Annotated in this window: 22 protein-coding genes; 7 read left to right on the top strand and 15 right to left on the bottom strand. The window is 71.6% G+C overall.

Features of this window, described 5'->3' with window-relative positions:
- Positions 1-174 precede the first annotated feature (174 nt).
- Positions 175-1,269 (top strand): DUF5925 domain-containing protein, encoded by a 1,095-nt coding sequence (locus ACQHII_RS37415; RefSeq protein ID WP_427923415.1) that lies wholly within the window; start codon positions 175-177, stop codon positions 1,267-1,269.
- Positions 1,270-1,340: 71 nt separating this feature from the next.
- Here the strand turns inward: ACQHII_RS37415 and ACQHII_RS37410 are convergent, their stop codons facing one another.
- Positions 1,341-1,712: a GntR family transcriptional regulator gene (locus ACQHII_RS37410; RefSeq protein ID WP_427923414.1), complete on the bottom strand. Its 372-nt coding sequence runs from the start codon at positions 1,710-1,712 to the stop codon at positions 1,341-1,343.
- A gap of 71 nt (positions 1,713-1,783) precedes the next feature.
- On the opposite strand from ACQHII_RS37410, the gene ACQHII_RS37405 reads away from it, so the two are divergent.
- Both ACQHII_RS37405 and ACQHII_RS37400 read left to right on the top strand, forming a co-directional pair.
- A complete protein-coding gene (locus ACQHII_RS37405) occupies positions 1,784-2,713 on the top strand; it encodes a GNAT family N-acetyltransferase (RefSeq protein ID WP_427923413.1) in 930 nt (309 codons plus the stop codon).
- A complete protein-coding gene (locus ACQHII_RS37400) occupies positions 2,694-3,194 on the top strand; it encodes a DUF402 domain-containing protein (RefSeq protein ID WP_427923412.1) in 501 nt (166 codons plus the stop codon). Before ACQHII_RS37405 ends, ACQHII_RS37400 begins: the two co-directional genes overlap by 20 nt.
- A 7-nt stretch (positions 3,195-3,201) precedes the next feature.
- On the opposite strand, the gene ACQHII_RS37395 is transcribed toward ACQHII_RS37400, so the two are convergent.
- Positions 3,202-3,801, bottom strand: coding sequence for a class I SAM-dependent methyltransferase (locus tag ACQHII_RS37395; RefSeq protein ID WP_427923411.1), 600 nt, complete (start codon positions 3,799-3,801; stop codon positions 3,202-3,204).
- Positions 3,802-3,936: 135 nt separating this feature from the next.
- On the opposite strand from ACQHII_RS37395, the gene ACQHII_RS37390 reads away from it, so the two are divergent.
- Positions 3,937-4,071: a hypothetical protein gene (locus tag ACQHII_RS37390; protein WP_019066207.1), complete on the top strand. Its 135-nt coding sequence runs from the start codon at positions 3,937-3,939 to the stop codon at positions 4,069-4,071.
- A gap of 6 nt (positions 4,072-4,077) precedes the next feature.
- Here the strand turns inward: ACQHII_RS37390 and ACQHII_RS37385 are convergent, their stop codons facing one another.
- Together ACQHII_RS37385 and ACQHII_RS37380 are read right to left on the bottom strand one after the other, a co-directional pair.
- Complete coding sequence (locus ACQHII_RS37385) at positions 4,078-4,524, bottom strand: GNAT family N-acetyltransferase (RefSeq protein ID WP_427923410.1); 447 nt, start codon at positions 4,522-4,524, stop codon at positions 4,078-4,080.
- The gene (locus tag ACQHII_RS37380; RefSeq protein WP_427923409.1) at positions 4,521-4,877 is read right to left on the bottom strand and encodes a cupin domain-containing protein; all 357 of its coding nucleotides are present in this window, start codon (positions 4,875-4,877) and stop codon (positions 4,521-4,523) included. Before ACQHII_RS37380 ends, ACQHII_RS37385 begins: the two co-directional genes overlap by 4 nt.
- 193 nt (positions 4,878-5,070) lie before the next feature.
- Here ACQHII_RS37380 and ACQHII_RS37375 point away from each other — a divergent pair, with 193 nt between their 5' ends.
- Positions 5,071-6,108 (top strand): lytic polysaccharide monooxygenase auxiliary activity family 9 protein, encoded by a 1,038-nt coding sequence (locus ACQHII_RS37375; protein WP_427923408.1) that lies wholly within the window; start codon positions 5,071-5,073, stop codon positions 6,106-6,108.
- Between the two features lie 72 nt (positions 6,109-6,180).
- Here the strand turns inward: ACQHII_RS37375 and ACQHII_RS37370 are convergent, their stop codons facing one another.
- Positions 6,181-7,038 carry an esterase/lipase family protein gene (locus ACQHII_RS37370; protein ID WP_427923407.1) on the bottom strand — a complete coding sequence of 286 codons (858 nt, stop codon included), beginning with the start codon at positions 7,036-7,038 and terminating at the stop codon, positions 6,181-6,183.
- A 146-nt stretch (positions 7,039-7,184) separates the two neighbouring features.
- The gene (locus ACQHII_RS37365) at positions 7,185-7,628 is read right to left on the bottom strand and encodes a MarR family winged helix-turn-helix transcriptional regulator (protein ID WP_427923406.1); all 444 of its coding nucleotides are present in this window, start codon (positions 7,626-7,628) and stop codon (positions 7,185-7,187) included.
- A 94-nt stretch (positions 7,629-7,722) separates the two neighbouring features.
- On the opposite strand from ACQHII_RS37365, the gene ACQHII_RS37360 reads away from it, so the two are divergent.
- Positions 7,723-8,097 carry a cupin domain-containing protein gene (locus ACQHII_RS37360; RefSeq protein ID WP_427923405.1) on the top strand — a complete coding sequence of 125 codons (375 nt, stop codon included), beginning with the start codon at positions 7,723-7,725 and terminating at the stop codon, positions 8,095-8,097.
- 17 nt (positions 8,098-8,114) lie between these two features.
- Here the strand turns inward: ACQHII_RS37360 and ACQHII_RS37355 are convergent, their stop codons facing one another.
- Both ACQHII_RS37355 and ACQHII_RS37350 read right to left on the bottom strand, forming a co-directional pair.
- Entirely contained in the window at positions 8,115-9,083 is a 969-nt protein-coding gene (locus ACQHII_RS37355; protein ID WP_427923404.1) for a DNA polymerase Y family protein, read from the bottom strand.
- Positions 9,080-12,514 carry a DNA polymerase III subunit alpha gene (locus tag ACQHII_RS37350; RefSeq protein WP_427923403.1) on the bottom strand — a complete coding sequence of 1,145 codons (3,435 nt, stop codon included), beginning with the start codon at positions 12,512-12,514 and terminating at the stop codon, positions 9,080-9,082. Before ACQHII_RS37350 ends, ACQHII_RS37355 begins: the two co-directional genes overlap by 4 nt.
- Positions 12,515-12,667: 153 nt before the next feature.
- Between ACQHII_RS37350 and ACQHII_RS37345 the strand changes: the two genes are divergently transcribed.
- Entirely contained in the window at positions 12,668-13,732 is a 1,065-nt protein-coding gene (locus tag ACQHII_RS37345; protein WP_427923402.1) for a DUF3533 domain-containing protein, read from the top strand.
- A 109-nt stretch (positions 13,733-13,841) separates the two neighbouring features.
- On the opposite strand, the gene ACQHII_RS37340 is transcribed toward ACQHII_RS37345, so the two are convergent.
- From ACQHII_RS37340 to ACQHII_RS37310, 7 genes are all read right to left on the bottom strand, one after another.
- A complete protein-coding gene (locus tag ACQHII_RS37340; protein WP_427923401.1) occupies positions 13,842-14,924 on the bottom strand; it encodes a S1 family peptidase in 1,083 nt (360 codons plus the stop codon).
- Positions 14,925-15,154: 230 nt separating this feature from the next.
- Positions 15,155-16,039, bottom strand: coding sequence for a slipin family protein (locus ACQHII_RS37335; RefSeq protein WP_427925499.1), 885 nt, complete (start codon positions 16,037-16,039; stop codon positions 15,155-15,157).
- Positions 16,040-16,199: 160 nt separating this feature from the next.
- Entirely contained in the window at positions 16,200-17,099 is a 900-nt protein-coding gene (locus ACQHII_RS37330) for a S1 family peptidase (RefSeq protein ID WP_427923400.1), read from the bottom strand.
- Between the two features lie 252 nt (positions 17,100-17,351).
- Positions 17,352-18,140 carry a DUF1684 domain-containing protein gene (locus tag ACQHII_RS37325; RefSeq protein WP_427923399.1) on the bottom strand — a complete coding sequence of 263 codons (789 nt, stop codon included), beginning with the start codon at positions 18,138-18,140 and terminating at the stop codon, positions 17,352-17,354.
- 17 nt (positions 18,141-18,157) lie between these two features.
- Positions 18,158-19,501, bottom strand: coding sequence for an NtaA/DmoA family FMN-dependent monooxygenase (locus tag ACQHII_RS37320; RefSeq protein WP_427923398.1), 1,344 nt, complete (start codon positions 19,499-19,501; stop codon positions 18,158-18,160).
- Entirely contained in the window at positions 19,498-20,574 is a 1,077-nt protein-coding gene (locus ACQHII_RS37315; RefSeq protein WP_427923397.1) for an LLM class flavin-dependent oxidoreductase, read from the bottom strand. Before ACQHII_RS37315 ends, ACQHII_RS37320 begins: the two co-directional genes overlap by 4 nt.
- A gap of 87 nt (positions 20,575-20,661) precedes the next feature.
- Positions 20,662-22,467 (bottom strand): FAD/NAD(P)-binding protein, encoded by a 1,806-nt coding sequence (locus tag ACQHII_RS37310; protein WP_427923396.1) that lies wholly within the window; start codon positions 22,465-22,467, stop codon positions 20,662-20,664.
- Positions 22,468-22,572: the final 105 nt, after the last annotated feature.

Genomic DNA, 22,572 nt, shown 5'->3' with positions numbered 1-22,572 from the left:
ACGTCGGTGCCCCATGGTGGGGCAGGGCTCCACATGCACAGGCTTGTAACAGGACCGAGGGGATACACGGCCGACACGGAGCGGACACATCGGATGGACCGGGCGCAGCCGACACTCGGGGGCGCACTGCGGAAAGCGGGTGCACACGGCCTCCGCGTGCCGGATCATGGCCCCATGTCCGCTAACCCACACGACGCACTGCCGATCCGGCTCAACGTCGACGACTCCGACTCCCCGTCCGATGTCGTCGACGCGCTGTTCCTCGGCCGCTTCGCGACGGGCGAGCAGCCGTACTCGCACGCGGCGAACATCGACCGCGTACGGTCCGGGGCGACCCTGCTCCCGCCGGGCGCCCGCGTGCTGCGCGCCGCCCGCGACGACGACCGCAGCGCGACACTCGCGGAGGGCGACGGCTGGACCCTGCTGATCTCCCGCTGGAACCGCGGCGCCGACGTCACGGTCACGGCGACCAGCGAGGAGCTCGCCGAGAAGGTCCTCGGCCAGGCGACCGACGGCGCGGCGGACGAGCCCGAACCGCAGCCGGAGAACGTGACGATGGGGTTCTGGTACGTCTCCCCCAGGCGCGGCCCGCACCGTACGACCCGGCAGATCTCGGCGGGCACGTGGGACGAGGTGCGGCCCAACTACACGGGCCCGGTGGCCGACGCCATGGACCGCCTGATGAAGACGACCCCGGAGGACATCGCGGGCCGGCTGCTGTTGCTGCACGGCCCGCCCGGCACCGGCAAGACCTCGGCGCTGCGCACGCTCGCCCGTTCCTGGCGGGACTGGTGCCAGGTGGACTGCGTCCTGGACCCCGAGCGCCTCTTCTCCGACGTCGGCTATCTGATGGACATCGCGATCGGCGAGGACGACACGACGGGGAAAGGGCGTTGGCGACTCCTCCTTCTTGAGGACTGCGACGAACTGATCCGCGGCGAGGCAAAGCACACGGCGGGCCAGGCCCTCTCCCGCCTCCTGAACCTCACGGACGGCCTCCTCGGCCAGGGCCGCAACGTCCTGGTCGGCGTCACCACCAACGAGGACCTGGAGCGCCTCCACCCCGCCGTGGTCCGCCCCGGCCGCTGCCTCGCCCGCATCGAGGTCGGCGCACTCACCCGCCGCGAGGCGACCGCCTGGCTCGGCACGGAGGAGGGCATCGGCCGCGAGGGCGCGACCCTGGCGGAGCTGTACGCGCTGCGCCGGGGCACCCAGCCGACGTCGGTACCGGACCAGAGGGAGGGTGCGGACGCGGGCTTGTACTTGTAGGCAACTCAACACCTCTGCAAGGCAGTTCAGCTCCTGCGTCCGGCCGCCATTTGTCTCCGCCGCAACGGCGCTCAGCCCGCCGTGTAGGCCGCCCGCAGGGCATCCCCCACGGCGGCCAGCGCGTCGGACTCCGTGAGGCCGAGCCGTCGTACCCGCTCCGCATACGCCTGCGCGGCCGACGCCGCCTCCCGCTCCGCCGCCGAGCCCGCGGCAGCGATCAGCGTGCCGTTGCGCCCCCGCGTCTCGATCACGCCGTCGCTCTCCAGCGCCCGGTACGCCTTGGCGACGGTGTTCGCGGCGAGACCGAGCGACTCGGCCAGTCCCCGTACCGTGGGCAGCCGGTGGCCGACCGGCAGCGCTCCGGACCGGGCCTGCTCCGAGATCTGGGCGCGGATCTGCTCGTAGGGCGCGGCACTGTCATCGATGTGGATCTTCAAGGTCACGGCCCGATTGTCCCGCACCGGCCGGAAAATGAGAGGCACTACGGCGCGGCTCGGCCGTAGCGTGCGGCGACATGACAGTGAGCGTGCGCGACCTGCGCCCCGACGTCCGAGCCGACCTGGAGGGTTACGTCCAGGTCCTCGCCCGGGCCTTCCCCTTCATGCTGTGCACCCCGGAGTCCATCGCCCACGACCTCGCCCATGCCCACCCGGACGCGCACTCGCGCAAGCTGATCGCGGAGGCGAACGGCGAGATCATCGGCACCGCCCAGGTCGACATCGCCCACGACAGTCCGGAACCCGGCCAGGGCATGCTCAACGTGTTCGTGGATCCGGGGCGGACGCGCCTGGGCGCGGGCTCGCTGCTGGTCCGGGCGGCCGAGGAACACCTCGTCGCCCACGGCGCGACCAGGCTCTACTCCTGGGTCCTGGACGAACCGGGCAACCGCGCCTTCGCCGAACGGTCCGGCTACACCGCGAGCCGCCCCGCGCATCTCCTCCGGCTGGACCTGGCACACGGCGTCCTGCCCCCGCTCCAGACCCCGCCGCCCGGCGTCGAGGTCCGCCCGGGCTCGGACTTCTCCGCGGACCCGCGCCCCCTGTTCGAGCTGGACACGGAGGTGACGCTGGACGAACCCGGCGACATCGACACCGAGTTCACGGACTTCGAGGCCTGGCTGGACGAGACCTGGCGACACCCGCTGTTCAGTGGCGAGCTGACCTCCGTCGCCCTCGTCGACGGACGCCCGGCCGCCTTCAGCGCCGCCCGCACGGACGGCGCCACCCGCTACGGCACGGCCATGACCGGCACCGCCCGCGCACACCGCGGCCGGGGCCTCGCCAAGCTCGCCAAGAACGACTCCCTGCACCGCGCCCGCGCCGCCGGCTGCACGGACGCGTTCACGGGCAACGACGCCGGCAACGCCCCGATGCTCGCGATCAACAAGTGGTTCGGCTACGAGATCTGCGCCACGGAGGTGCGCCATGTCCGTGAACTCACCTGATTCCGCAGACCAGTTGGACGTCGTCCTTGTCAAGGCGGGCCGCACGAAGATCCGTTACCCGGCCGAGCTGCTCTTCGACGACGGCGTCCGCCTCGCCGTCCGTGCCCCGTGGGCGGGTGACGGCGTCCGCGACTTCGGCTTCGTGCGCTTCGAGCCCGGCGACGTGTTCACCGAGTACTACTGGCGGGACCGCTGGTTCGCGGTGAAGGAAGTCCGGTACGGCACCGGGGAGTTGAAGGGCTGGTACTGCGACATCACCCGCCCCGCGACCCGCTCCGGCGCCGAACTCGTCGTGGAGGACCTCGATCTGGACCTGTGGGTGTCCGCCGACGGCGCGGACGTACTGCGCCTGGACGAGGACGAGTTCGAGGAGAGCGGGCTGGCCGCCTCGGACCCCGCGGCCGCGGCGGCGGCCGTGCGGGCGCTCGACGAGCTGGAGGGGCTGGCCCGTGCGGGCGGGTTCGGCGCGCTGCTGCGGTGAGGTCCGCTCAGTCCATGGCGACCGCCGCGTACCGCTCGTCGGCCACGGTCTTCCCCCACAGCAACGGGTCGTCCGACAGCCGCTCCACGCGCACGTGCCCGGCGACGGGCGCCAGGAGCCCGGTGAGGCGGTCGGCGGGTATGCCGACCGGGCTCACCGTCCCCCAGCGGCCCTCGATCAGCACCAGCCGCCCGCCGGGGCGCAGCAGGTCGTGCCAGTGCCGCAGGACCCGGGCGGGGTCGGGCAGCGCCCACAGCACATGCCGGACGAGGACGACGTCATAGCGCTGCTCGCCCACCGGAGGTGCCGCCGCGTCGCCGAGCAGGAACACCGCGTCACGGCCGGCCAGCTTCGCGCGGGCGAGGCCGATCATCGCCGGGGAGAGGTCGACGCCGGTGACCCGGTGTCCCTGCTCGGCGGCGAGCAGCGACAGGGTGCCGGTGCCGCAGCCGAGGTCGAGGACGTCGGCCGGGCCGGCGGGCAGCCAGCCGCGCAGCCGGTCCGCCCAGGCCCGCCGGATCTCCGGGTCGCGCAGGCCGTGATCAGCCTCTTCGTCGAAGGTCGGAGCCTCCGCGTCCCAGTCCACGTTCGCTTCGGATTCGCTCATGGGCCCAGAGTGACACCCGCCACTGACAGTCCCATCGTGACAGCCACCACAGACAGACCCGCGTCGATGAGTCACCCTCCCGGGAACGGTCCACCTCGTGAGAACACGAACCCGGGTGGACACAAGGAGGCAGCCATGCGCCGCGTAACCGTGCAGAAGCCCCTGAAGAAGTCGGACGCCCGTCGGGTGCGGGACGAGGCCGACGAGCGCCCAGTCGAGCGCCCCGAGGTCCGAAAGGACATCGCCCGCACCTGGTGGCCGGACGGCTGAGCCCGGTCAGTCCAGCGGCTTGCGGTAGTGGATGCGGTCGTAGGGCCCGTCCGTGCGCCGCTCGACGACCTCGTAGCCGAACTTCGGGTAGATCCGCTGGTTCTCCCACATCAGCGCGTTCGTGTAGAGCCTGACCTCGGGCAGCCCGAGCGCACGCGCGCGTGCGTCCACGAACTCCAGCAGCCGCCGTCCCACCCCCGTGCCGTGCGCGTCGGGGTGGACGGCGATGCTGTCGAGGAACAGGTGATCGGCGCGCTCCTCGATCACCACGAGCCCGGTCACGGGGTCGCCGGTCACGAAGACGCGCCCGGCGACCACATTCGCCATGTGGTCCGCCTCCATGGGCTGCGGCACCACACCGATGCGCGCGATGTAGTGGTGGTACGCCATGTCGGTCACGGCCTTCACGGCCGGTACATCGGCGGGGACGGCCGCGCGGACGTCGGTGGTCATGGGCGGGTCCCCACGGTGTGCGTACTGATCACGAGCATCCGGACACCCTCGGCACTCGTCCACGGCCCGTGCTCCATGTCCGGGTGGCGGTACGCGTACATGCCCGCGGTGAAGGTCTCGCCGAGGCGCAGATCGGTGAGGTCGCCCTCAAGGATGTACACCTCCTCGAAGTAGTCGTGCCGGACGGCACCCTGGGCACTGGTGTCGGTCCCCGGCTCGTAGCGCTGGAGCACGGTGGAGTCCCCGGTGACCGGATCCACGGCCAGCTCCTGCTCCCACACTCCGGCGGCCGCCCCGGCCGGCCGCCGCCAGGCCGCCTCGGGACGATGGAACTCGGACTGCGGTCTGCTCATCTGCGACACCTCTCCGCCCTCACGACACCCACCCCTCCCTGAGCCCTCGGTTAGCCCTGCCTTAACACGACCATAAGGATCTCCCTCCCCCGTCTCCAGCAGGCGATTTCGCGGTTTCCAGCGGCTAGCTTCTGATCACCCCACGGGATCCGTGCCCCGCGCCGCGAACCGTCCGAGGAGTTGGAGTTCCGCCATGCTCGCACGCCGCAAGGCCGCCGCTGCCGCCGTCCTCGGCATGGCTCCCCTCGTACTGACCGCGCTCGCCGCGGCACCCGCGGTGGCCCACGGTTCGATGGGGGATCCGGTCAGCAGGGTCGCGCAGTGCTACGCGGAGGGCCCGGAGAACCCGAAGTCGGCCGCGTGCAAGGCCGCGGTCGCGGCCGGTGGCACACAGGCGCTCTACGACTGGAACGGCATCCGGATCGGCGACGCGAACGGGCAGCACCGGACGCTGATCCCGGACGGCAGGCTGTGCAGCGCGAACAACGACGAGTTCAAGGGCCTCGACCTGGCCCGCGCCGACTGGCCGGCGACCAGCGTGAGCAGCGGCTCGTACACCTTCAAGTACCGCGTGACCGCGCCGCACAAGGGCACCTTCAAGGTGTACCTCACCAAGTCCGGCTACGACCCTTCGCAGCCGCTCGCCTGGGCGGACCTGGACCTGGAGCACCCGGTCGCGACGGCCACCGACCCGGTCGCCTCGGGCGGCTTCTACACCTTCTCCGGCACCCTCCCCCAGCGCTCCGGCAGGCAGCTCCTGTACGCGATCTGGCAGCGCTCGGACAGCCCGGAGGCGTTCTACTCCTGCTCGGACGTCAGTTTCGGCGGGGGCGGTACGGGGTCCAACGGCGGTGGTACGGCGGGCAGTTCGGCACCGACGCCCACCCCGTCCGCTCCCGCCCCGTCGACTGCCACCCCGGCCACTCCCGCGCCCGCCGCCTCCGCCCCGTCCGACGAGCAGATCGCGGCCGGTGCCGACAAGTCGACCGTAGAGCACCACGGTCACGGGGACGCGGACGCGAGCACCTCGGCGGAACCGGTCGCCGCCACGGACCAGGTCAACGAGCCGCAGCCCGCGGGCAGTTCGCGGAGTCTCGCGGCGACCGGCAGCAATGACAGCTCGCCGCTTCTCGTCATCGGCGGCGCGGCCTCCCTGGCGCTCGGCGCCGCGGCCCTGTTCGCCTCGGTCCGCCGCCGCGCGGCCAACGGCGGTGGACGGCACGGCCGTTAGTACGGCCGTCCAGGGGGCGGGGTCTGTCCGGCGGCTCAGGTCGGACAGACCCCGCGGTGCGCGAATCAGGTATCAGCTCAGTGCCGACAGGCAGTTGGTGGTGGTGGCGTGCGCCGGATCGAGGGCGTTGGCGACCTCGTGGAAGGCGATCCGGTCCGACAGCCCGAGCAGGGCGTGCTCGGAGAGGTCGAGTGAACACAGGTTCTGGATCAGCACGTTGTGCACGTCGGACCCGCTCAGGAACTGGCTGCTGTACGGCGTGACCACCTCGTCGTACCGGGTGGCGATGACCGTGTAGTGGACGTCGGGGACGGTGTCGCCGCCCGCGTTCAGTTTGGCGAGGAAGGCCGAGCCGGCGATCTGGTCGGCGAGGCCCGGGGCGGTCGCGGAGATCACGTCCTCGGCGCCCGGGAAGTACGGCAGGAGTTTGGTGAGGCCGTCCAGGGTGGTGCCGTGGTTGTCGGGCGCGATGCCGACGAAGGTGTCCACCTTGGCGGCTCCGCCGAGGAACTTGAGGTAGTAGCGGGGCATCATGCCGCCCTGCGAGTGCCCGACGAGGTCGACCTTGGCGGCGCCGGTCGCGGCGAGCACCTTGTCGACGTAGGCCTGGAGTTGCTCTGCCGACTTGTCGATGGGGCCGAGGCCGTAGATGAGGGGGACCCCGGGGAGCTGGCCGTAGTCGAGGGAGAAGACGCAGTAGCCGCGGGCCTCCAAGTAGGGCGCGAGAACCAGCCAGTTGTCGGTGCTGTTGGCGAACGTTCCGTGTACGAGGACGACCGGGTCGGGGTGGGCGGCGGAGGGCTTGCACGTGTAATCGTTCCAGCCGGTGCTCGGGGCGCTCGCCGCGTGGGCGGCGGTGGGGAGAGCGGCGACCGCGGCGGTCAGGAGCAGTGCGGTCAGGGGTCTGAGCACTCGTTTCCAGGGCAGCATCGTGTGATCTCCTTGCGGCTCAAGGGAGTTGCGACGGCCTTACGCCCTGTGATCCGGATCACAAGAATGCTGTTCTCTCATCAAGTTACGAGCGAGTAGGTGAAGCGTGAAGTTACGCGTCAGTAAAAACTTCCAGTGATAACCAGTCACCAGGTCGGCCTGATGGGACCGTAGGGCGCAATACGCAGCAAACGGTCACACAACACGCGCACTTCACTCTCGCCCAGCAGTTCGACCCACGGCCGCACGGCGTCGGCGGCGGCCTCCTCCGCCGCGCGCGTACAGGCCCAGCCCAGCTCGGTGAGCACGACCAGCCGGGCGCGCGCGTCGACGGGATGCGGACGCCGCTCGACATACCCCTTGCGCACCAGCTCTTCGACGAGCTGGCTCGCCGCCTGCTTGGTCACCCCGAGATGGGCGGCGAGCTCGGTGACCGTCGCGCCGTCCGGGGCGAGCCGCACGAAGGCGAAGCCGAACGCCGGGCGCGCCTCGAATCCGCGGGCCACGACCCCGTCGTTGATGCGCCGCGTCAGGTCCCCCGCGGCGGCGAGCAGGGCGGCGGTCAGGGCGATGGCCTCGGAGTTCTCCATGGGGGCATTGAAACAGCCTTGACGAACTGGTCAAGCGGCTTGACCATGGAGCGATGTAGTCAAGTTACTTGACCATCTTGAGAGGGGTCCGTCCATGCCCGTCATCCGCTCGACCGAAGCCGTCACCCACGAGATCCACGGCGCCCGCTTCGTCTCGTACGCCCATCCCCGCACCGGCAGCAAGGAGTTGTGCGCCTGGCGCGGCGAGATCCCGGCCGGCACCAAGGCGCCCCTGCACACCGTCAACCGCGAGGAGATCCTGCACATCCTCGAAGGCGAGCTGGTCATCACGCTCGACGGCCGCACCGACCGGGTCACGGCCGGCGACACGCTGATCATCAACCCCGGCGCGACCTTCGGTGCCGAGAACCCCACCGACCGCGCCGTGATCACCTGGGTCACCACGTCCATCGGGCTGGAGGCGGAGCTGGCCGACGGGACGCGGATCGTTCCGCCGTGGGCCAACTGACGTAGAGGCAGGGAGAGTTACGCCGCCAACGTCCCCGGCATCACCGCGTGCGGTCCGAACTTCGCCCGTGCCCGGTCCGCGACCTCCTCGATACGGCGGACCTTCTCGTCCACCGGGTCGAAGGTGAGCTGGTAGGAGGCCTGTTCGGCGGGGCCGAGGGCTTCGGCGCGCAGGGTGAGCGAGCGCACGCGGGCGCGTTGCAGGCCGAGCGCCTCGTACATGTCGTACGCCGCCCTGGTCAACGCGGCGGAGTGCGCGGTCGGTTCCTTGAGGGTGCGGCTGCGGGTGGTGGAGGAGCGGTCGGCGTAGCGGACGGCGAGGGTCAGCCCGCCGCAGACCTTGTCCAGGGCGCGCAGCCGGGCGCCCAGTTCCCCGGCGGCCGAGAGGAGCGCGCGGCGGTGCCGGTCGGGGTCCAACTCGTCGCGAGTGAAGGGGCGTTCGGTCGCGAGAGAGCGGGAGACCGCGTTGGGGACGACCCGGCCGCGGTCGACGCCGTTCGCCTTCTCGTGCAGTTCGCGGCCGGCCCTGGCACCGATCAGGCGCTGGAGCGTGGACAAAGGTGCGGCGGCGACCCGGCCGAGGGTGTCGAGGCCGTACTCGCACAGGGTGCGGGCGGTCGCGGTGCCGACGCCGGGGAGCGCGGAGACGGGCCGTTCGGCGAGGAACTCCGCTACGGCGTCCTCGGGTACGGCGCGGGTCACGCCGGGGTGAGCGTCCCCCAGCGCCATGCGGGCCAGCATCGGGCCGGGCCCGGCGCCGATCACGCAGTCGACGCCGTAGAAGGCGAGCGCCCGTACCCGGATCACCGCGGCCAGTTCGACGGCGCCGCGCCCGAAGTACCGTTCGGCGCCCCGCAGATCGACCAGCGCGCCGTCCGGTGGCAGGGCCTCGACGACGGGGGTGAACTCCTCCAGCAGGCCGAGCAGCCCGGGCAGGGCCGCCTCACTCGCAGGAGGCAGTTGGAAACGTACGCAGAGGATGGTCATCCCGCACTCCCCGGACTCTGGTGCCACAACTTCCGTACCTTCGCGGGCTCTTCGCCCGCCGGACGCAGATCGGCCCATGGATGCAGCTCGAACCCGGTGGGCAGCCGGATACGGCGCTCCCGCGCCGCGTCACCGCCGGGCTCCTCCCCCGCCGGCCCCTCCGGCGCGGGCTCCGCCAGCCGGGCCGCGACCACGTCGAGCCCGCCCTCGGCGCGCAGTTCGACGAGTTCGGCGAGGTTCCACGCGGCGGCGCCCACCACGCTGAGGCTGCGCGGGCCGCGCCGCTGCACCACTCCGCGCACCAGCAGCAGCCAGGAGTGGAAGACGGTGTGCGCGCAGGCGTCGTGGGAGTCGTCGAAGAAGGCGAGGTCGACCAGGCCGGTACCGTCGTCGAGGGTGGTGAAGATGACCCGCTTGCCGGACCGGATCGGCGGGGTCTGGGTGGCCGCCTTGGCACCCGCGACCAGCACCGTCTCCCCGTGCCCGGCATCCCGCAGCCGTCTCGCCGACACCACGCCCAACTCGTCGAGGAACGCCCGGTGGTCGTCCATCAGATTGCGCGAGGTGTCCATGGACAGCACACCCAGCTCGGCGCTGAGCCGCTCCGCCGAGGACAGGTCGGGCAGTCCGGCCGGGGCCGTCTTCCGCCCACCGGACAACGGGAGTTGACCACCGCCCGCGCCCCGGGCACCCCGGTGCAGTTCGGCCAAGTGCAGTTGCAGATCACGCCGGTTGGCACCGAAGGCGTCCAACGCCCCGACCTGCGCGAGCCGCCCGGCCAGTGGACGGCTCGGCCGCCCCCGCTCCCAGAAGTCCAGCAGCGAGGCGTACGGCTGCCCGTCCGCGATCCGCGCCGCCTCGGCCTCGCTGATGCCGTGCACGTCGGAGAGCGCGAGCCGCAGGCCCCAGCGTTCGAAAGAACCAGGCGATTCAGACACCAGTTCGATACGGTGGGCGACCGCCGACCGGTTCACGTCCAACGGCAGGATCGGCACCCCGCGCCGCCGCGCGTCCGCCAGCAGCAGCCGCTTCGGATACATCCCCGGGTCGTGCGTGAGCAGCCCGGCGTAGAAGGCCGCCGGATGGTGCGCCTTCAGCCACGCCGACTGGTACGTCGGCACGGCGAAGGCGACCGCGTGCGCCTTGCAGAAGCCGTAGGAACCGAAGGCCTCGACGATCTCCCAGGTCCGCTGAATCGTTTCTGCGTTGTATCCCCTGGCCGCCGCGTGCTGCGCGAACCAGAACCTGATCCGCCCCTGCGACTCCGGGTCGGACAGCCCGCGCCGCACCCGGTCCGCCTCGTCGCGTCCGCAGCCGGTCATGATGTCCACGATGTCGATGATCTGCTCGTGGAAGACGACGACTCCGTAGGTGCTCCGCAGCGGCTCCTCCAGGTCCGGGTGCGGATATCTGACCGGCGCCCGCCCGTGCCGCGCCTCGATGAACGGCCGCACCATGTCGGCGGCGACCGGCCCCGGCCGGAAGAGGGAGATGTCCACCACGAGGTCGTCGAAGGTGGCCGGCTGCAGCCGTCCGACCAGGTCCCGCTGTCCCGGCGACTCGATCTGGAAGCAGCCCAACGTCTCGGTGGAACGGATGAGTCGATACGTCGCCTGGTCGCCCGGCGGTACCGCGTCCAGGTCGATCCGCTCCCCCGTCGCCCGCTCCACCTCGGCGACCGCGTGCGCCATCGCGGACTGCATCCGCACGCCCAGCACATCGAGTTTGAGCAGTCCGAGGTCCTCGACGTCCTCCTTGTCGAACTGCGACATGGGCAGGCCCTCGCCGCTGGTCGGCACGACCGGTGTGCGGGCAAGGAGCGTGGCGTCGGAGAGCAGGACCCCGCAGGGGTGCATGGCGATTCCGCGCGGCAGCGCGTCGAGGGCCTCGACCAGTTCCCAGAGCCTGCCGTATCTCTCCTTCTCCCCTGCGAGCGCCCGGAGTTCGGGCAGTTCGTCGAGCGCGACACGGGCGTCCCGGGCGCGGATGTGCGGGAAGGACTTGGCGATGCGGTCGATGTCGGCGGGGTCCATGGACAGGGCCGCGCCGACGTCGCGGATCGCGTGCCGCACCCGGTACGTCTCCGGCATCGAGACCGTCGCGACCCGTTCGGTGCCGAAGCGGGCGATGATCGCGCGGTAGACCTCCAGGCGGCGCGCGGACTCCACGTCGATGTCGATGTCGGGCAGCACGGAACGGCGTTTGGACAGGAACCGCTCCATCAGCAGCCCGTGTTCGACGGGGTCGGCGTGCGCGATGCCCAGGAGGTGGTTGACGAGTGCGCCCGCACCGGAGCCGCGCGCGGCGACCCGGATGCCCATCTCCTTCACATCGTCCACGACTTGAGCGACCGTCAGAAAGTAGGAGGCGACGTTGTGATGGGCGATGATGTCCAGCTCGCGGTGCATCCGCTCCCAGTACGCGTGCTTGCCGGAGTGGCCGCGCAGCACCATCCCCGCCGCCGCCCGTGAGGCCAGCGCGCGCTGTGCGGTGCGGCGGCCGGCGCCGACGAGGTGCGGTTCGGGGAAGTGGACGGCGCCGATGCCGAGGTCGTCCTCGGGGTCGACGAGGCACTCGGCGGCCGTGGCCCGGGTCTGCTCCAGCAGGCGGTGGGCGGTGTCGCGGCGGTAGCCGGCGGCCTCGACGATCCGTTCGGCGACATCGAGCATGGTGCCCGCGTCCTTGAGCCAGGCCTCCCCCGGGTCCAGCCCTTTGGCGGGGTCGACGGGGACGAGCCGGCGCGCGGAGTCCAGGACGTCGGCGACCGGGCCCATGCCGGGGTCGGCGTACCGTACGGCGTTGCTGAGCACGGGCCGGACGCGCTGTTCGGCCGCGAAGCCGACGGTGCGGGCGGCCAGCCGCAGAGAGCCGGGGCCGGTGCCCTCGCGGTGGTGCCAGACGGCTTCGAGGCGCAGGGCGTCGCCGTAGATCTCGCGCCAGGGGGCGAGGAGTTTCGCGGCGCGGTCGGGGCGGCCCGCGGTGAGGGCGCGGCCGACGTCGGAGGCGGGGCCGAGCAGGACGGTCAGGCCGTCGCCGTGGTTGGCGGGCCAGGGCAGGAGGGGGGTGCCCTCTGCCGTGTGGGCGGTGGTGACGAGCCGGCAGAGGTCGGCCCAGCCGGTCGCGCCGTCGCGGGCCAGGAAGGTGACCCGGGGTGTCGACTCGTCGATGAAGGCACCGCCGCGCACCGGGGCCCGGCGCCGCTCGCCCCGTACCGGTTCGCCGACCGCCAGTTCGGTGCCGAACAGGGGCCGTATGCCCGCCTTCGCGCAGGCCTTGGCGAAGCGGACGGTGCCCGCGAGGGTGTCGCGGTCGGTGAGGGCGAGGGCGTCCATGCCCCGCTCCGAGGCGCGCTCGGCGAGCCGCTCGGGGTGCGAGGCGCCGTAGCGCAGGGAGTACCCGGAGACGGTGTGCAGATGCGTGAAACCCGGCACACGCACCTCCCGCACTCGTGGCCCCTAAGGGCTATCGAACATCTGTTCCCAACTGCCTCAGCCCCACCATACCCCCAATCTCGAACGCGTGTGCGACATCCGTTCGGACCCTTCCCACCTGCGCAAACGCCCGGCCACCGAGACCGTGGGGACATGACAGAGCCGCCCGGTGCCGGTACGTCCCGTACGTCCTTCCTCGGTGAGGTGAAGGACGCGGTCAGCCCCCGGGCCACCCTGCTCGTCATCGGCGTGGTCGCCCTTCAGCTGCTCTTCATCGCCTCCTATGTGGGCGCGCTCCACAACCCGAAGCCCAGGGATGTGGCTTTCGGGGTTGTCGCGCCCGGGGTCACGGCCGAGCAGACGGTGACCCGGCTGAAGCAGCTGCCCGGCTCGCCGCTGGATCCGCGCACGGTGCCGGACGCGGCCAGCGCGCGGAAGCAGATCCTGAACCGGGACATCGACGGCGCTCTCGTCATCGACTCGCGCGGCATCAAGGACACGCTCCTGGTCGCGACCGGCGGCGGCACGGTCCTCGCCACCACCCTGGAGACGATCACCACCACCCTGGAGAGGGCCGAGCAGCGCACGATCAGGGTGGTGGACGTGGCCCCGGCCTCCGCGCAGGACTTCGACGGGCTGTCGTCCTTCTACCTGGTCGTCGGCTGGTGCGTCGGCGGCTATCTGTGCGCCTCGATCCTGGCGATCAGCACCGGCGCCCGGCCCGCCGACCCGCGCCGCGCGGTGATCCGGCTGGTCACCATGGCGCTGGTCGCGATCGTCGGCGGGCTCGGCGGCGCGGTGATCGTCGGGCCGGTCCTCGGCGCGCTGCCGGGGAGCGTGATGGCGTTCTGGGGACTCGGCGCGCTGATCACCTTCGCCGTCGGGGCCGCGACCCTAGCCCTCCAGGGGGTCTTCGGGGTCGTGGGCATCGGGCTGGCGATCCTGCTGGTGGTGATCGCGGGCAACCCGAGCGCGGGCGGCGCCTTCCCGCTGCCGCTGCTGCCGCCGTTCTGGAACGCGATCGGGCCCGCGCTGCCCCCGGGCGCCGGGACCTGGGTGGCCCGCTCGATCGCCTATTTCAAGGGCAACGCCGTGACCGGGCCGCTGCTGGTGCTGTCCGCGTGGGCGCTCGCCGGGATCCTGGTCACCCTGCTGGCGGCGACGCTGCGGCGAAAGCACGAGGACCTCCTGGACCGGCCGGGGGCGGCCGGCCCGTAACCACCCTTCGCCACAGGCCCGCTGACATGGTGAAGTCCCGCCCTCGCGCGAGGGCGGGACTTCACGGCATCGCGCGAACGACATCGCGCGAACGGCGTCGTACGACAGGTCAGCCGATCTGCGCCCCGAACGCCGACAGCGCCTCGGTGACCGGCTGGAAGAAGGTCTCGCCGCCCGAGGTGCAGTCGCCGCTGCCGCCCGAGGTGAGGCCGATCGCCGCGTCGCCGTCGAAGAGCGAGCCGCCGCTGTCGCCGGGCTCGGCGCAGACGTCGGTCTGGATCAGACCGTTGACGATGTCGCCGTTGCCGTAGTTCACCGTGGCGTCCAGGCCGGTGACCGTGCCGGTGTGCACCTGGGTGGTCGAGCCACTGCGGGTCACCTTCTCGCCGACGGTGGCGTCGGCGGCGTGGGTGATGGGCTGCGAGGAGCCGTCGTAGAGGTCGACCGCGCTCGGGTGGGCGACGTCCGAGGTGTACTTGACCAGGCCGAAGTCGTTGTCCGGGAAGCTGGACTGCTCGTTCGTGCCGATCTCGTTCCCACCGGCGTCGGACCAGGTGGAGATGGCCTCGGTGCAGTGCCCGGCGGTGATGAAGTAGGGCGCGCCGTCCTTGACCACGTTGAAGCCGAGCGAACAGCGGCCGCTCGAGCCGGTGATGGCGTCGCCGCCCGCGATGAAGGGCTTGAACTCCCCTGTGGTGCGCTGGAGTTCGGCCTTGGTGCCGAGGCCGTCGACGACCTTGGTGAGCTTGGCCCACTCGGCACCGGAGACCGTGCGGTCGGCGGTGACGACGACCTTGTTGCTGGTGGGGTCGGTCGCCCATGAGGTGCCGGGGATCGTGGCGTCCCGCTTCAAGGTCGTACGGGCGCCGGTCAGTTCGGCGAGGGAGTGCTCGACGATTCTCGCCCTGGCGCCGGCCGCCTCGACGGTGTCGGCGGCGGCCCGGTCGAGCACGTTGACCACGAGGCTCTTGGTCTTCGCGTCGTAGAACGTGCCGGCCGCGTCGGCGCCGAGGTCCTCGCCGAGTGTCGAGGCGAGCTTTCCGGCCGCCGGGGCCGAGAGGGCGCGGAGTGCGGCCGGCTTGGACGCCTCGCTGGCGTTCGCACTCTGCAAGGTGACTCCCGCGACGACCAGTGCGGCTGTGCCAGCGCCCGCCACGACCGCCCGTCGCCCGGATATGCGTCGGTGCTTCAACTCGTGTCCTCCTGTGGGGGGTCGGCCCGGCAGGTCAGAGGGCCCGGCAGGCCGAAAGGTAGGTTGACGGGCACCCACTCTTCCCAACCTCACAGGGGGCGCACAAGGTCGACTTCAGGTCGCGCGCGGGGCAGGGCCGTACGCCCTCATCGCTTTGACTGTTCACTGTCACCCCAGGCCGTTCGCACTGCAAACACCGCGTGCGAGCGGCGGCCATCAACCGGTGAGGACTAGTCCTGTCCGGAAATCGACCCCTCGGGTTCCGGATCCGAGTGGGGCTCGGCGGGCGGGAGTTGCTCCTGCACCGGTTGCGGTGCCACAGGGGCAACGGGTGCCGCAGGCGCCGCGGGCGCGGCCGGGGCGGCTCGTTCCAGGAAGCGCAGCAGTTCCACCGGGAAGGGGAGGACCAGGGTCGAGTTCTTCTCGGCCGCGACCGCAACCACCGTTTGCAGGAGCCGGAGTTGGAGTGCCGCGGGTTGCTCGGACATCTGCTCGGCGGCCTCGGCGAGTTTCTTGGAGGCCTGCAACTCGGCGTCCGCGTTGATGATCCGGGCCCGGCGTTCGCGGTCGGCCTCGGCCTGGCGGGCCATCGAGCGCTTCATCGTCTCGGGCAGGGACACGTCCTTGATCTCGACGCGGTCGATCTGCACACCCCAGCCGATGGAGGGGCTGTCGATCATCAACTCCAGGCCCTGGTTGAGCTTTTCGCGGTTGGAGAGGAGGTCGTCGAGGTCGCTCTTGCCGATGATCGAGCGCAGGGACGTCTGGGCCATCTGTGAGACGGCGAACCGGTAGTCCTCGACCTGCACCAACGCGTCCGCCGCGTCGACGACCTTGAAGTAGACGACCGCGTCCACCCGGACCGTCACGTTGTCACGCGTGATGCCCTCCTGCGCGGGCACCGGCATCGTGACGATCTGCATGTTGACCTTGCGGAGCTTGTCCACGAACGGGACGACCATCGTGAAGCCGGCCCCGCGGACTTCGGGCCTGAGCCTGCCGAGCCGGAACACCACGCCCCGCTCGTACTGTTTGACGACCCGTGCCGCCGCCATCGCGTACACCGCTCCGACGGACGCGAGCGTCACTCCCGCCGTCACCAGCTCCTCGACCATCACGGCCCCCCAGGGTCCGACGTGGCGCATCAGGTGCCTTCTCCGATACGACGACGGTAACTCCAGGCGACGCCCAAGAGCGAGCCCCCGCACGCCAGTTGCGTACGGGGGCTCACCCGCTGCCGGCTGCAGTCCGGAGCGGAGGACGTTCAGGCGGGCGTCAGCCGACGCTCACGCCGTAGTAGCTCAGCGCCTCGGTGACCGGCTGGAAGAAGGTCGTGCCGCCGGAGGTGCAGTCGCCGCTGCCGCCCGAGGTCAGACCGTAGGCCACGGTGCCGGCGTAGAGCGGGCCGCCGCTGTCGCCGCCCTCGGCGCAGACGGTGGTCTGGATCATCTGGTACACGATGTCGCCGCTGCCGTAGTTGACGGTGGCGTTCAGGGCGGTGACCCGGCCGCTGTGCGTGCCGGTGGTGGAACCGCGCCGGTAGACGGTCGTGCCCACGGCCGGGGTGGCCGCGCTGGAGATGGTCTGGCTGCCGACCGCGCTCGGGTGGGCGATCGAGGTGTTGGTGTACCTGACCAGCGCGAAGTCGTTGGTCGGGAAGCTGTAGCCGACGTTCGTGCCCAGCGTCGTGGTGTGCCCCGAGTTGGAGTACCAGGTGGAGGCGACCTCACCGCAGTGGCCGGCGGTCAGGAAGTAGTACGTGCTCCCGCTGTGCACGTTGAAGCCGAGTGAACAGCGGTAGGCGCCACCGTAGATGGCGTCACCACCGGTGATCAGCTTCTTGAACTGGCCGGCCGTGTGCTTGATGGTGAGCGCGCCCGCGGTGCTGCCCGCCTGCGACTTGATCTTCGCGATCTCGGCCTGCGAGACCGTGCTGTCGACGGTGACGACGACACGGTTCGTCTTGGCGTCGACCGCCCAGGCGGTGCCCGGGACATCGGCCTTGAGCACGGACGAGTTGGCCGCGGAGAGCTGGGTCGCGCTGAACGTCTGGGCTTCGCTCGCGTTCGCGGTGGGGACGGCGAACGCTGCAGCGGCGATGAATCCGGTGGCCACGGCGATCAGCCCGGTCCGTCTCGCGATTCCGCTGCGGGGGGTGGTGCGCTTGATCCTCACGTTTCGTTCCCTCCTAGGGGAATTCGGGGGCCCGCGTGGGGTCGGGGCCCGTGAGGCGCAGTCGGGGGCGGGCATCCGGTTTTCGAACACGCCGTGTCCCTGACAAGCGCTGTGGGGGAGTATTCGGCTGCCCAACCGGCTGGCGCAAGGGCGCCTTTCGGCCGTGCAGCCTTCAACTGGCCCACGATCTACGCGAGTTGATCACCCCACCGCAGACAGCCACGTCCCCGCCCACCAGGGCCGATGGCCCGTCTACCGAAGGGTGCGCTCCCCCGCCTCGATCGCGACGCCCAGCGTATTCCCCGGCGGCGGGAAAGGGCAGATGAAATGGTCGGCGAACGCGCACGGCGGGAGCACCACCCGGTTGAGGTCCACCGTCGTGCGCCCCTCCGCATCCGGCGCGTGCGAATACAGGAAGCGGAAACGGTAACTGCCGTTCCCGCTCGTGGAGTCGGCGAACACCGCCCACAACCTGCCGTCGTCCTGCACCGCGACCTGGAGCGTCACCTCCAACCCGCCGAGCCGGAAGGCGAGTTCGCCCGAGAGCCCGAGCCCGCGCCGGACACCGTCCACCGCGTCCACGCGCACGAGGCGCCGGGATTCGTACGGCGTGAAGCGCCCCGGCACCGAGAAGCGGGGGTCGTAGGGCGTGGTCTCGATGCCCCGGAACGCGCGGCGCGCGGCCGACCCGGGGTCGTGGTCGCGCACGCACCAACCGCCCTCGCGGATCAGGACGGCCAGCCGGCGCCCGCCGAGACCGACGCGGGCCGCGGCCACCGGGCCGGTGTCGGCGCCGAGGCGGACCGAGCCGGTGAAGGGCTCCCCGTCGAGGGTCAGTCCGGTCCGCCCGTCCTCCGGTGCACTGAGGACGACCGCGTCACCGTCGAGGAGCCACACCCCGGGGATGCCCGGAAGGCGCCCGTCCGGATGGTCCTCCAGCCAGTGCGTGCCGGTCACGGCGAGCGGGCCGTAGGGCGCGGACACCGACTCGACGCGGTGCTCGTGCCACTGCTTCCACTCGGCCACCGCGTCCGACGGCATCCCGGTCACCCCTTCTCTCACGGCTCGGCGAGCCCGAGATGTGAGCGCAGGGTGGCGCCCCGGTATTCCGTGCGGAACGCGCCGCGTTCCTGGAGCAGCGGCACCACCCGGTCCACGAACTCGTCGAGCCCGCCCGGCGTGAGATGCGGTACGAGGACGAAGCCGTCGGCGGCTTCCTGCCGTACGAATGTCTCCAGTTCGGCGGCGACCGCCTCCGGGGTGCCGATGAAGGACTGCCGGCCGCTCGCCTCGATCAGGGTCTGCCGGATGGACAGGCCCTTCTGCCGGGACAGCGCCCGCCATTTCTCGGCCGTCGCGACGCTGTCGCCCCGCCGGGTCCGCCCCTGGGTGAGCGAGGGGTCCGGCTCGGGGTCGAAGTCGGGGAACGGTCCGTCGGGGTCGTAGGAGGAGAGGTCCGTGCCCCAGATCTGCTCCACGGCGAGGATCGCGTTCTGCGGGGAGACCTGTTGCCGCCGGATCCCGGCGGCCCGCTCCTGCGCCTCGGCCGCCGTGTCGCCGAGGACGACGGTGACCCCGGGCATGATCTTGAGGTCGTCGGCGCTACGGCCGTACCTGGCGAGGCGCCCCTTCACGTCGGCGTAGAAGGTGCGGCCGTCCTCCAGCGTGCCGTGCCTCGTGCTGTGTCTTCCCGGGGGATAACCCCCGGACCCCCAGCAGGGAAAGAGCACGTCGGCCGACCGGGCGGCGAACTCCCTCCCCTCCCCCGAGTCCCCGGCCTGGATGACGACTGGGTGCCCCTGCGGTGAGCGCGGCACGGTGAACTCGCCCGCGACATCGAAGTGTCGACCCTTGTGGGCGAAGGGGCGGGAGAGTCCGTCCGGGGTCCAGGAGTCCCACAACTCCCTTGCCACGTCCACGAATTCGGCCGCCCGTGGGTAGCGGTCCGCGCGGTCGAGGTATCCCCCGCGCCGGAAGTTCTCACCGGTGAAGGCGTCGGAGGAGGTCACCACGTTCCAGGCCGCCCGGCCGCCGCTGAGATGGTCCAACGTGGCCAGTCTGCGGGCGAGTTCGTACGGCTCGTTGAAGGTCGCGTTGACCGTGGCGGCAAGACCGATCCGCTCGGTGACGGCGGCGAGCGCGTTGAGCACGGTGAGGGACTCCGGCCGTCCCACCACGTCCAAGTCGTGGATACGGCCCTTGTGTTCGCGCAGCCGCAGCCCCTCGGCGAGGAAGAAGAAGTCGAAGAGTCCGCGCTCGGCGGTGCGCGCGAGGCGCTCGAAGGAGGAGAAGGCGATCTGGGACTTCGACCGCGGATCGGCCCATACGGTGGTGCTGTTGACGCCGGGGAAGTGCGCGGCCAGATGGATCTCTTTACGAGAGTTGCGTGCTCCTGCGCTCATGACGCTCCCCCGGTCACGGCGTACCGGTTGGCGGGCCGGGCCAGGCCCAGGTGCTCGCGGAGCGTGCTGCCCGGGTAGAACGTGCGGAACAGGCCCCGGTGTTGGAGCAGCGCGACCGTGCCGTTGACCAGCCGTTCCAGGTCGCGTCGGGGTTCGACGGGCGTGAGATGGAAGCCGTCGACGGTGCGGTCGCCGTGCCAGGCCGCGATGAGTTCGGCGAGGTCGACCGGGCCGCCCCGGTACAGCGGGCCGTGCGCGGTCTGCCGGGGGCCGCCCCCGCCGTGGCCCGGCTCGGCCGCGTGCTCGCCGTCGCCGAGGTCGACGACCAGGCTCACCAGGACCCGCAGGGTGTCGGGATCGCGCCCGAACTTCTCGGCGGACGCCCGCAGTTCGGCCCGTACGGCACCGGCCTGCGCGGAACTCGCCGCCCGGACGAGGGCCACGTCGGCGTACCGGGCGGCCGTCCGCCGGGCCTGACCCTCGGTGGCGTCGACCACGCGGACCGGGTGGCCCTGCGGGGGTCTGGGCACGATCGACGGGCCCTTGACGGAGAACTCGGAGCCCTGGAAGTCGACGTGGTGCAGCTTGTCGCGGTCGACGAAGCGGCCGGTCGCGGCGTCCCGGATCTCGGCGTCGTCCTCCCAGCTGTCCCACAACTCGGCTGCCACCTGGGCGACTTCGCCCGCCTCCTGCCACAGCGCGTCGGCGGGCGCGGCATGGCGGCGGCCGAAGAGCCGGGCCTCGCCCTCGGTGGTCGACACGTCGATCCGCCAGCCGGCCCGGCCCCGGCTGACCCAGTCGAGGGTCGCGACCGCGGCTTGGACGTGGAAGGGCTCGGTGTGGGTGACGGTCACGGTGGGCACCAGGCCGATGCGGCCGGTCGCCGGGGCGACCCGGGACAACACGGCGAGGGCGTCGGGGCCGGGGCGCGCGAAGGTGTCGTCGAGCGTCACGAAGTCGAGTCCGCCACTCTCGGCGAGCCGCGCCAACTCGACGTAGGAGCCGGCGTCATAAGCCGACCGCTGGTCGACGGCGGTAGCCAGATGCAGGCCCCGGCCGTGCGAGGAGGTCATGGGAGGAAAGCCTTCCTGTCGTTCGGGAGCACCTCGGAGAGGGCCAAGTCCTCGATGAAGCCCGGGACTTCACCGACCTGCTCGGGGCTACGCCGCGGCCCGACACGCGAGGTCCCGAAGAAATGTCAGTACGGCCCGGGCGGTGGCGTCGTTCTGCCGGAAGGCGGGGCCGCCGGTGCGCGGCCGGGTGAAGGCGCCGGGGGTGCGGACTTCGGTGTAGGGGCCGAGCGCGAAGCGCCGGGGGTGCGGGCGGCCGGCCGCGTCGAGGATGCGGCCGTCGGCGCGGTCCACCCGCAGCAGCCCCTCCGGGGTCTCCACGGCTCCGTCGGCGTGCAGTTCGCGCAGCAGCGGGTCGAGGGCGCGCCCGACGGTGGGTTCGGGCAGCCGTGCCTCGACGAGCGCCCGCGCCTCGACGGTGGCGCCCGGCACGGTCGGGCTGGACGCCCGGAACACCCCGTCCTCGGCGGTCACGGCCATGTCCGCGCCGACGAACCGCACGATGCCGGCCCGCGACAACGCGAGGAGTTGGCGCAGCCGGGGTCCGGGCGGCCCGGAGGCGAGGTAGCTGAAGAAGCCGTGCCACCAGGGCCCGATGTCACCGAGCCGGATCAACTGCCCGTAGACGGAGAGCAGTCCGAGAAAGACCGCCAAGTCGGGGCTGCGGGAAGGATCGTGACGGTGGCTCAGATCAGCATCGACATACGCGCGCAGGCCCTCCTGGAACGCCTCCGGCGACGGATACCGCACGCCGTCCAGCGGACGGTCCAGCGCCGCGAGGTCGAGCCGGTCGGCCGGGTCGGGCACCGCGGACGCCACGAGCGCTTCGCGCTCCGCCGCCTCCCCGGCCGCGTACTTCTCCTCGAAGTCGGTCCAGGCGATCGCCGTCCGCTCCGGGTGCACACCGAACAGCCGGTGGTAGTGCGCGAACCCCAACTCCTTCTCGACCAGCGGCCATACGTCCCGCCGGAAGTCGAAGCCGTCCGGCCGCGCGAGTACCGCGTCGACCTCGGCGGGCCCGAAGAACCGTGGCAGCGGCGGCCGTTCACCGGTCCACTCGTAACCGATCTTCGAGTGGTACGGCACCCCGCGCCGCGAGCCGACGTACAGCACCGGCTCCTGCCCCGAGGGTATGTAGGTGTCGCCTTCGTGGCGTCCGCCCCGCCCCTCGGTGAGCAGCACCATCAGGTCGACGAAGGCGAGCCCGAAGCCGCGGACGATGACGCTCTCGCCGGGCGCGAGGGAGGTCAGGTCGCTGTCGGCGGTGAAGTCGGGCGGCAGATGGACCAGGTCGTGGGCGCGGGCGTAGGCCGCCAACTCGCGCTGCTCGGTGTCGAGTTCGGCGTCGAGGTGGCCGATTGCGAGGACGACGAGGTCGGCGAGGAGCGGGCGCGGGCGGCCCTCCAGCCACACCTGCTGGCGCCCCTCGCGCGGACCGTTCACCCGCAGGGCGCGCCGCTGGTGGTGGTGGACGGTGACGCCCGGCGGCAGCGCGGCCACGGCCTTCTCGTGCACCCAGCGCAGATAGGCGCCCTGGAGCTGCCGGTCGGCGAAGGTGGAGCCCTCGATCTCCGCCCATTCGTGCAGCGTGGGGCCGGGGCGTACCGGCCCCTCCATGACCACCGTCTCGTCGGTGAACATGGTGACGTCCTCGGCGTGCGAGTTCATCCACAGCAGCGGCGACTGGGCCGCGCGCCAGATGCGTCCGGCACCCGGCGGATGCGGGTCGACGAGGTGGATGTCGAGACCCGCGATGCCCGAACCGGCGTACAGCTCGGGCGCGTTGGCGGCGATGCGCTCGATGAGACCGGTCCCCCGCGGCCCGGCTCCGACGATCACGAGTGAGGACCTGGTGCCCGGGGCGGCGGAAACGGGGGTGGGTATGTCGGAAGGCATGCGAAGACTCCGTGACGTGAGCAACACGGGCGAATGCCTTCACACAGGGCGCCTCGCGGCACCGTACGGCCGAGCCCCTCAGCAGGGCCGTCCACCGACTGTACG

Source organism: Streptomyces sp. cg40 (assembly GCF_050320165.1).
GTDB classification, from domain to species: Bacteria; Actinomycetota; Actinomycetes; order Streptomycetales; family Streptomycetaceae; genus Streptomyces; species Streptomyces hokutonensis.
This window is presented reverse-complemented; position numbering and strand designations above follow the sequence as displayed.

Coding starts and splice junctions, on each gene's coding strand:
- ACQHII_RS37415 (WP_427923415.1), top strand. CDS start 175: ATGTCCGCTAACCCACACGACGCACTGCCGATCCGGCTCAACGTCGAC.
- ACQHII_RS37405 (WP_427923413.1), top strand. CDS start 1,784: ATGACAGTGAGCGTGCGCGACCTGCGCCCCGACGTCCGAGCCGACCTG.
- ACQHII_RS37400 (WP_427923412.1), top strand. CDS start 2,694: ATGTCCGTGAACTCACCTGATTCCGCAGACCAGTTGGACGTCGTCCTT.
- ACQHII_RS37395 (WP_427923411.1), bottom strand. CDS start 3,801: ATGAGCGAATCCGAAGCGAACGTGGACTGGGACGCGGAGGCTCCGACC.
- ACQHII_RS37390 (WP_019066207.1), top strand. CDS start 3,937: ATGCGCCGCGTAACCGTGCAGAAGCCCCTGAAGAAGTCGGACGCCCGT.
- ACQHII_RS37385 (WP_427923410.1), bottom strand. CDS start 4,524: ATGACCACCGACGTCCGCGCGGCCGTCCCCGCCGATGTACCGGCCGTG.
- ACQHII_RS37380 (WP_427923409.1), bottom strand. CDS start 4,877: ATGAGCAGACCGCAGTCCGAGTTCCATCGTCCCGAGGCGGCCTGGCGG.
- ACQHII_RS37375 (WP_427923408.1), top strand. CDS start 5,071: ATGCTCGCACGCCGCAAGGCCGCCGCTGCCGCCGTCCTCGGCATGGCT.
- ACQHII_RS37370 (WP_427923407.1), bottom strand. CDS start 7,038: ATGCTGCCCTGGAAACGAGTGCTCAGACCCCTGACCGCACTGCTCCTG.
- ACQHII_RS37365 (WP_427923406.1), bottom strand. CDS start 7,628: ATGGAGAACTCCGAGGCCATCGCCCTGACCGCCGCCCTGCTCGCCGCC.
- ACQHII_RS37360 (WP_427923405.1), top strand. CDS start 7,723: ATGCCCGTCATCCGCTCGACCGAAGCCGTCACCCACGAGATCCACGGC.
- ACQHII_RS37355 (WP_427923404.1), bottom strand. CDS start 9,083: ATGACCATCCTCTGCGTACGTTTCCAACTGCCTCCTGCGAGTGAGGCG.
- ACQHII_RS37345 (WP_427923402.1), top strand. CDS start 12,668: ATGACAGAGCCGCCCGGTGCCGGTACGTCCCGTACGTCCTTCCTCGGT.
- ACQHII_RS37335 (WP_427925499.1), bottom strand. CDS start 16,039: ATGGTCGAGGAGCTGGTGACGGCGGGAGTGACGCTCGCGTCCGTCGGA.
- ACQHII_RS37325 (WP_427923399.1), bottom strand. CDS start 18,140: ATGCCGTCGGACGCGGTGGCCGAGTGGAAGCAGTGGCACGAGCACCGC.
- ACQHII_RS37320 (WP_427923398.1), bottom strand. CDS start 19,501: ATGAGCGCAGGAGCACGCAACTCTCGTAAAGAGATCCATCTGGCCGCG.
- ACQHII_RS37315 (WP_427923397.1), bottom strand. CDS start 20,574: ATGACCTCCTCGCACGGCCGGGGCCTGCATCTGGCTACCGCCGTCGAC.
- ACQHII_RS37310 (WP_427923396.1), bottom strand. CDS start 22,467: ATGCCTTCCGACATACCCACCCCCGTTTCCGCCGCCCCGGGCACCAGG.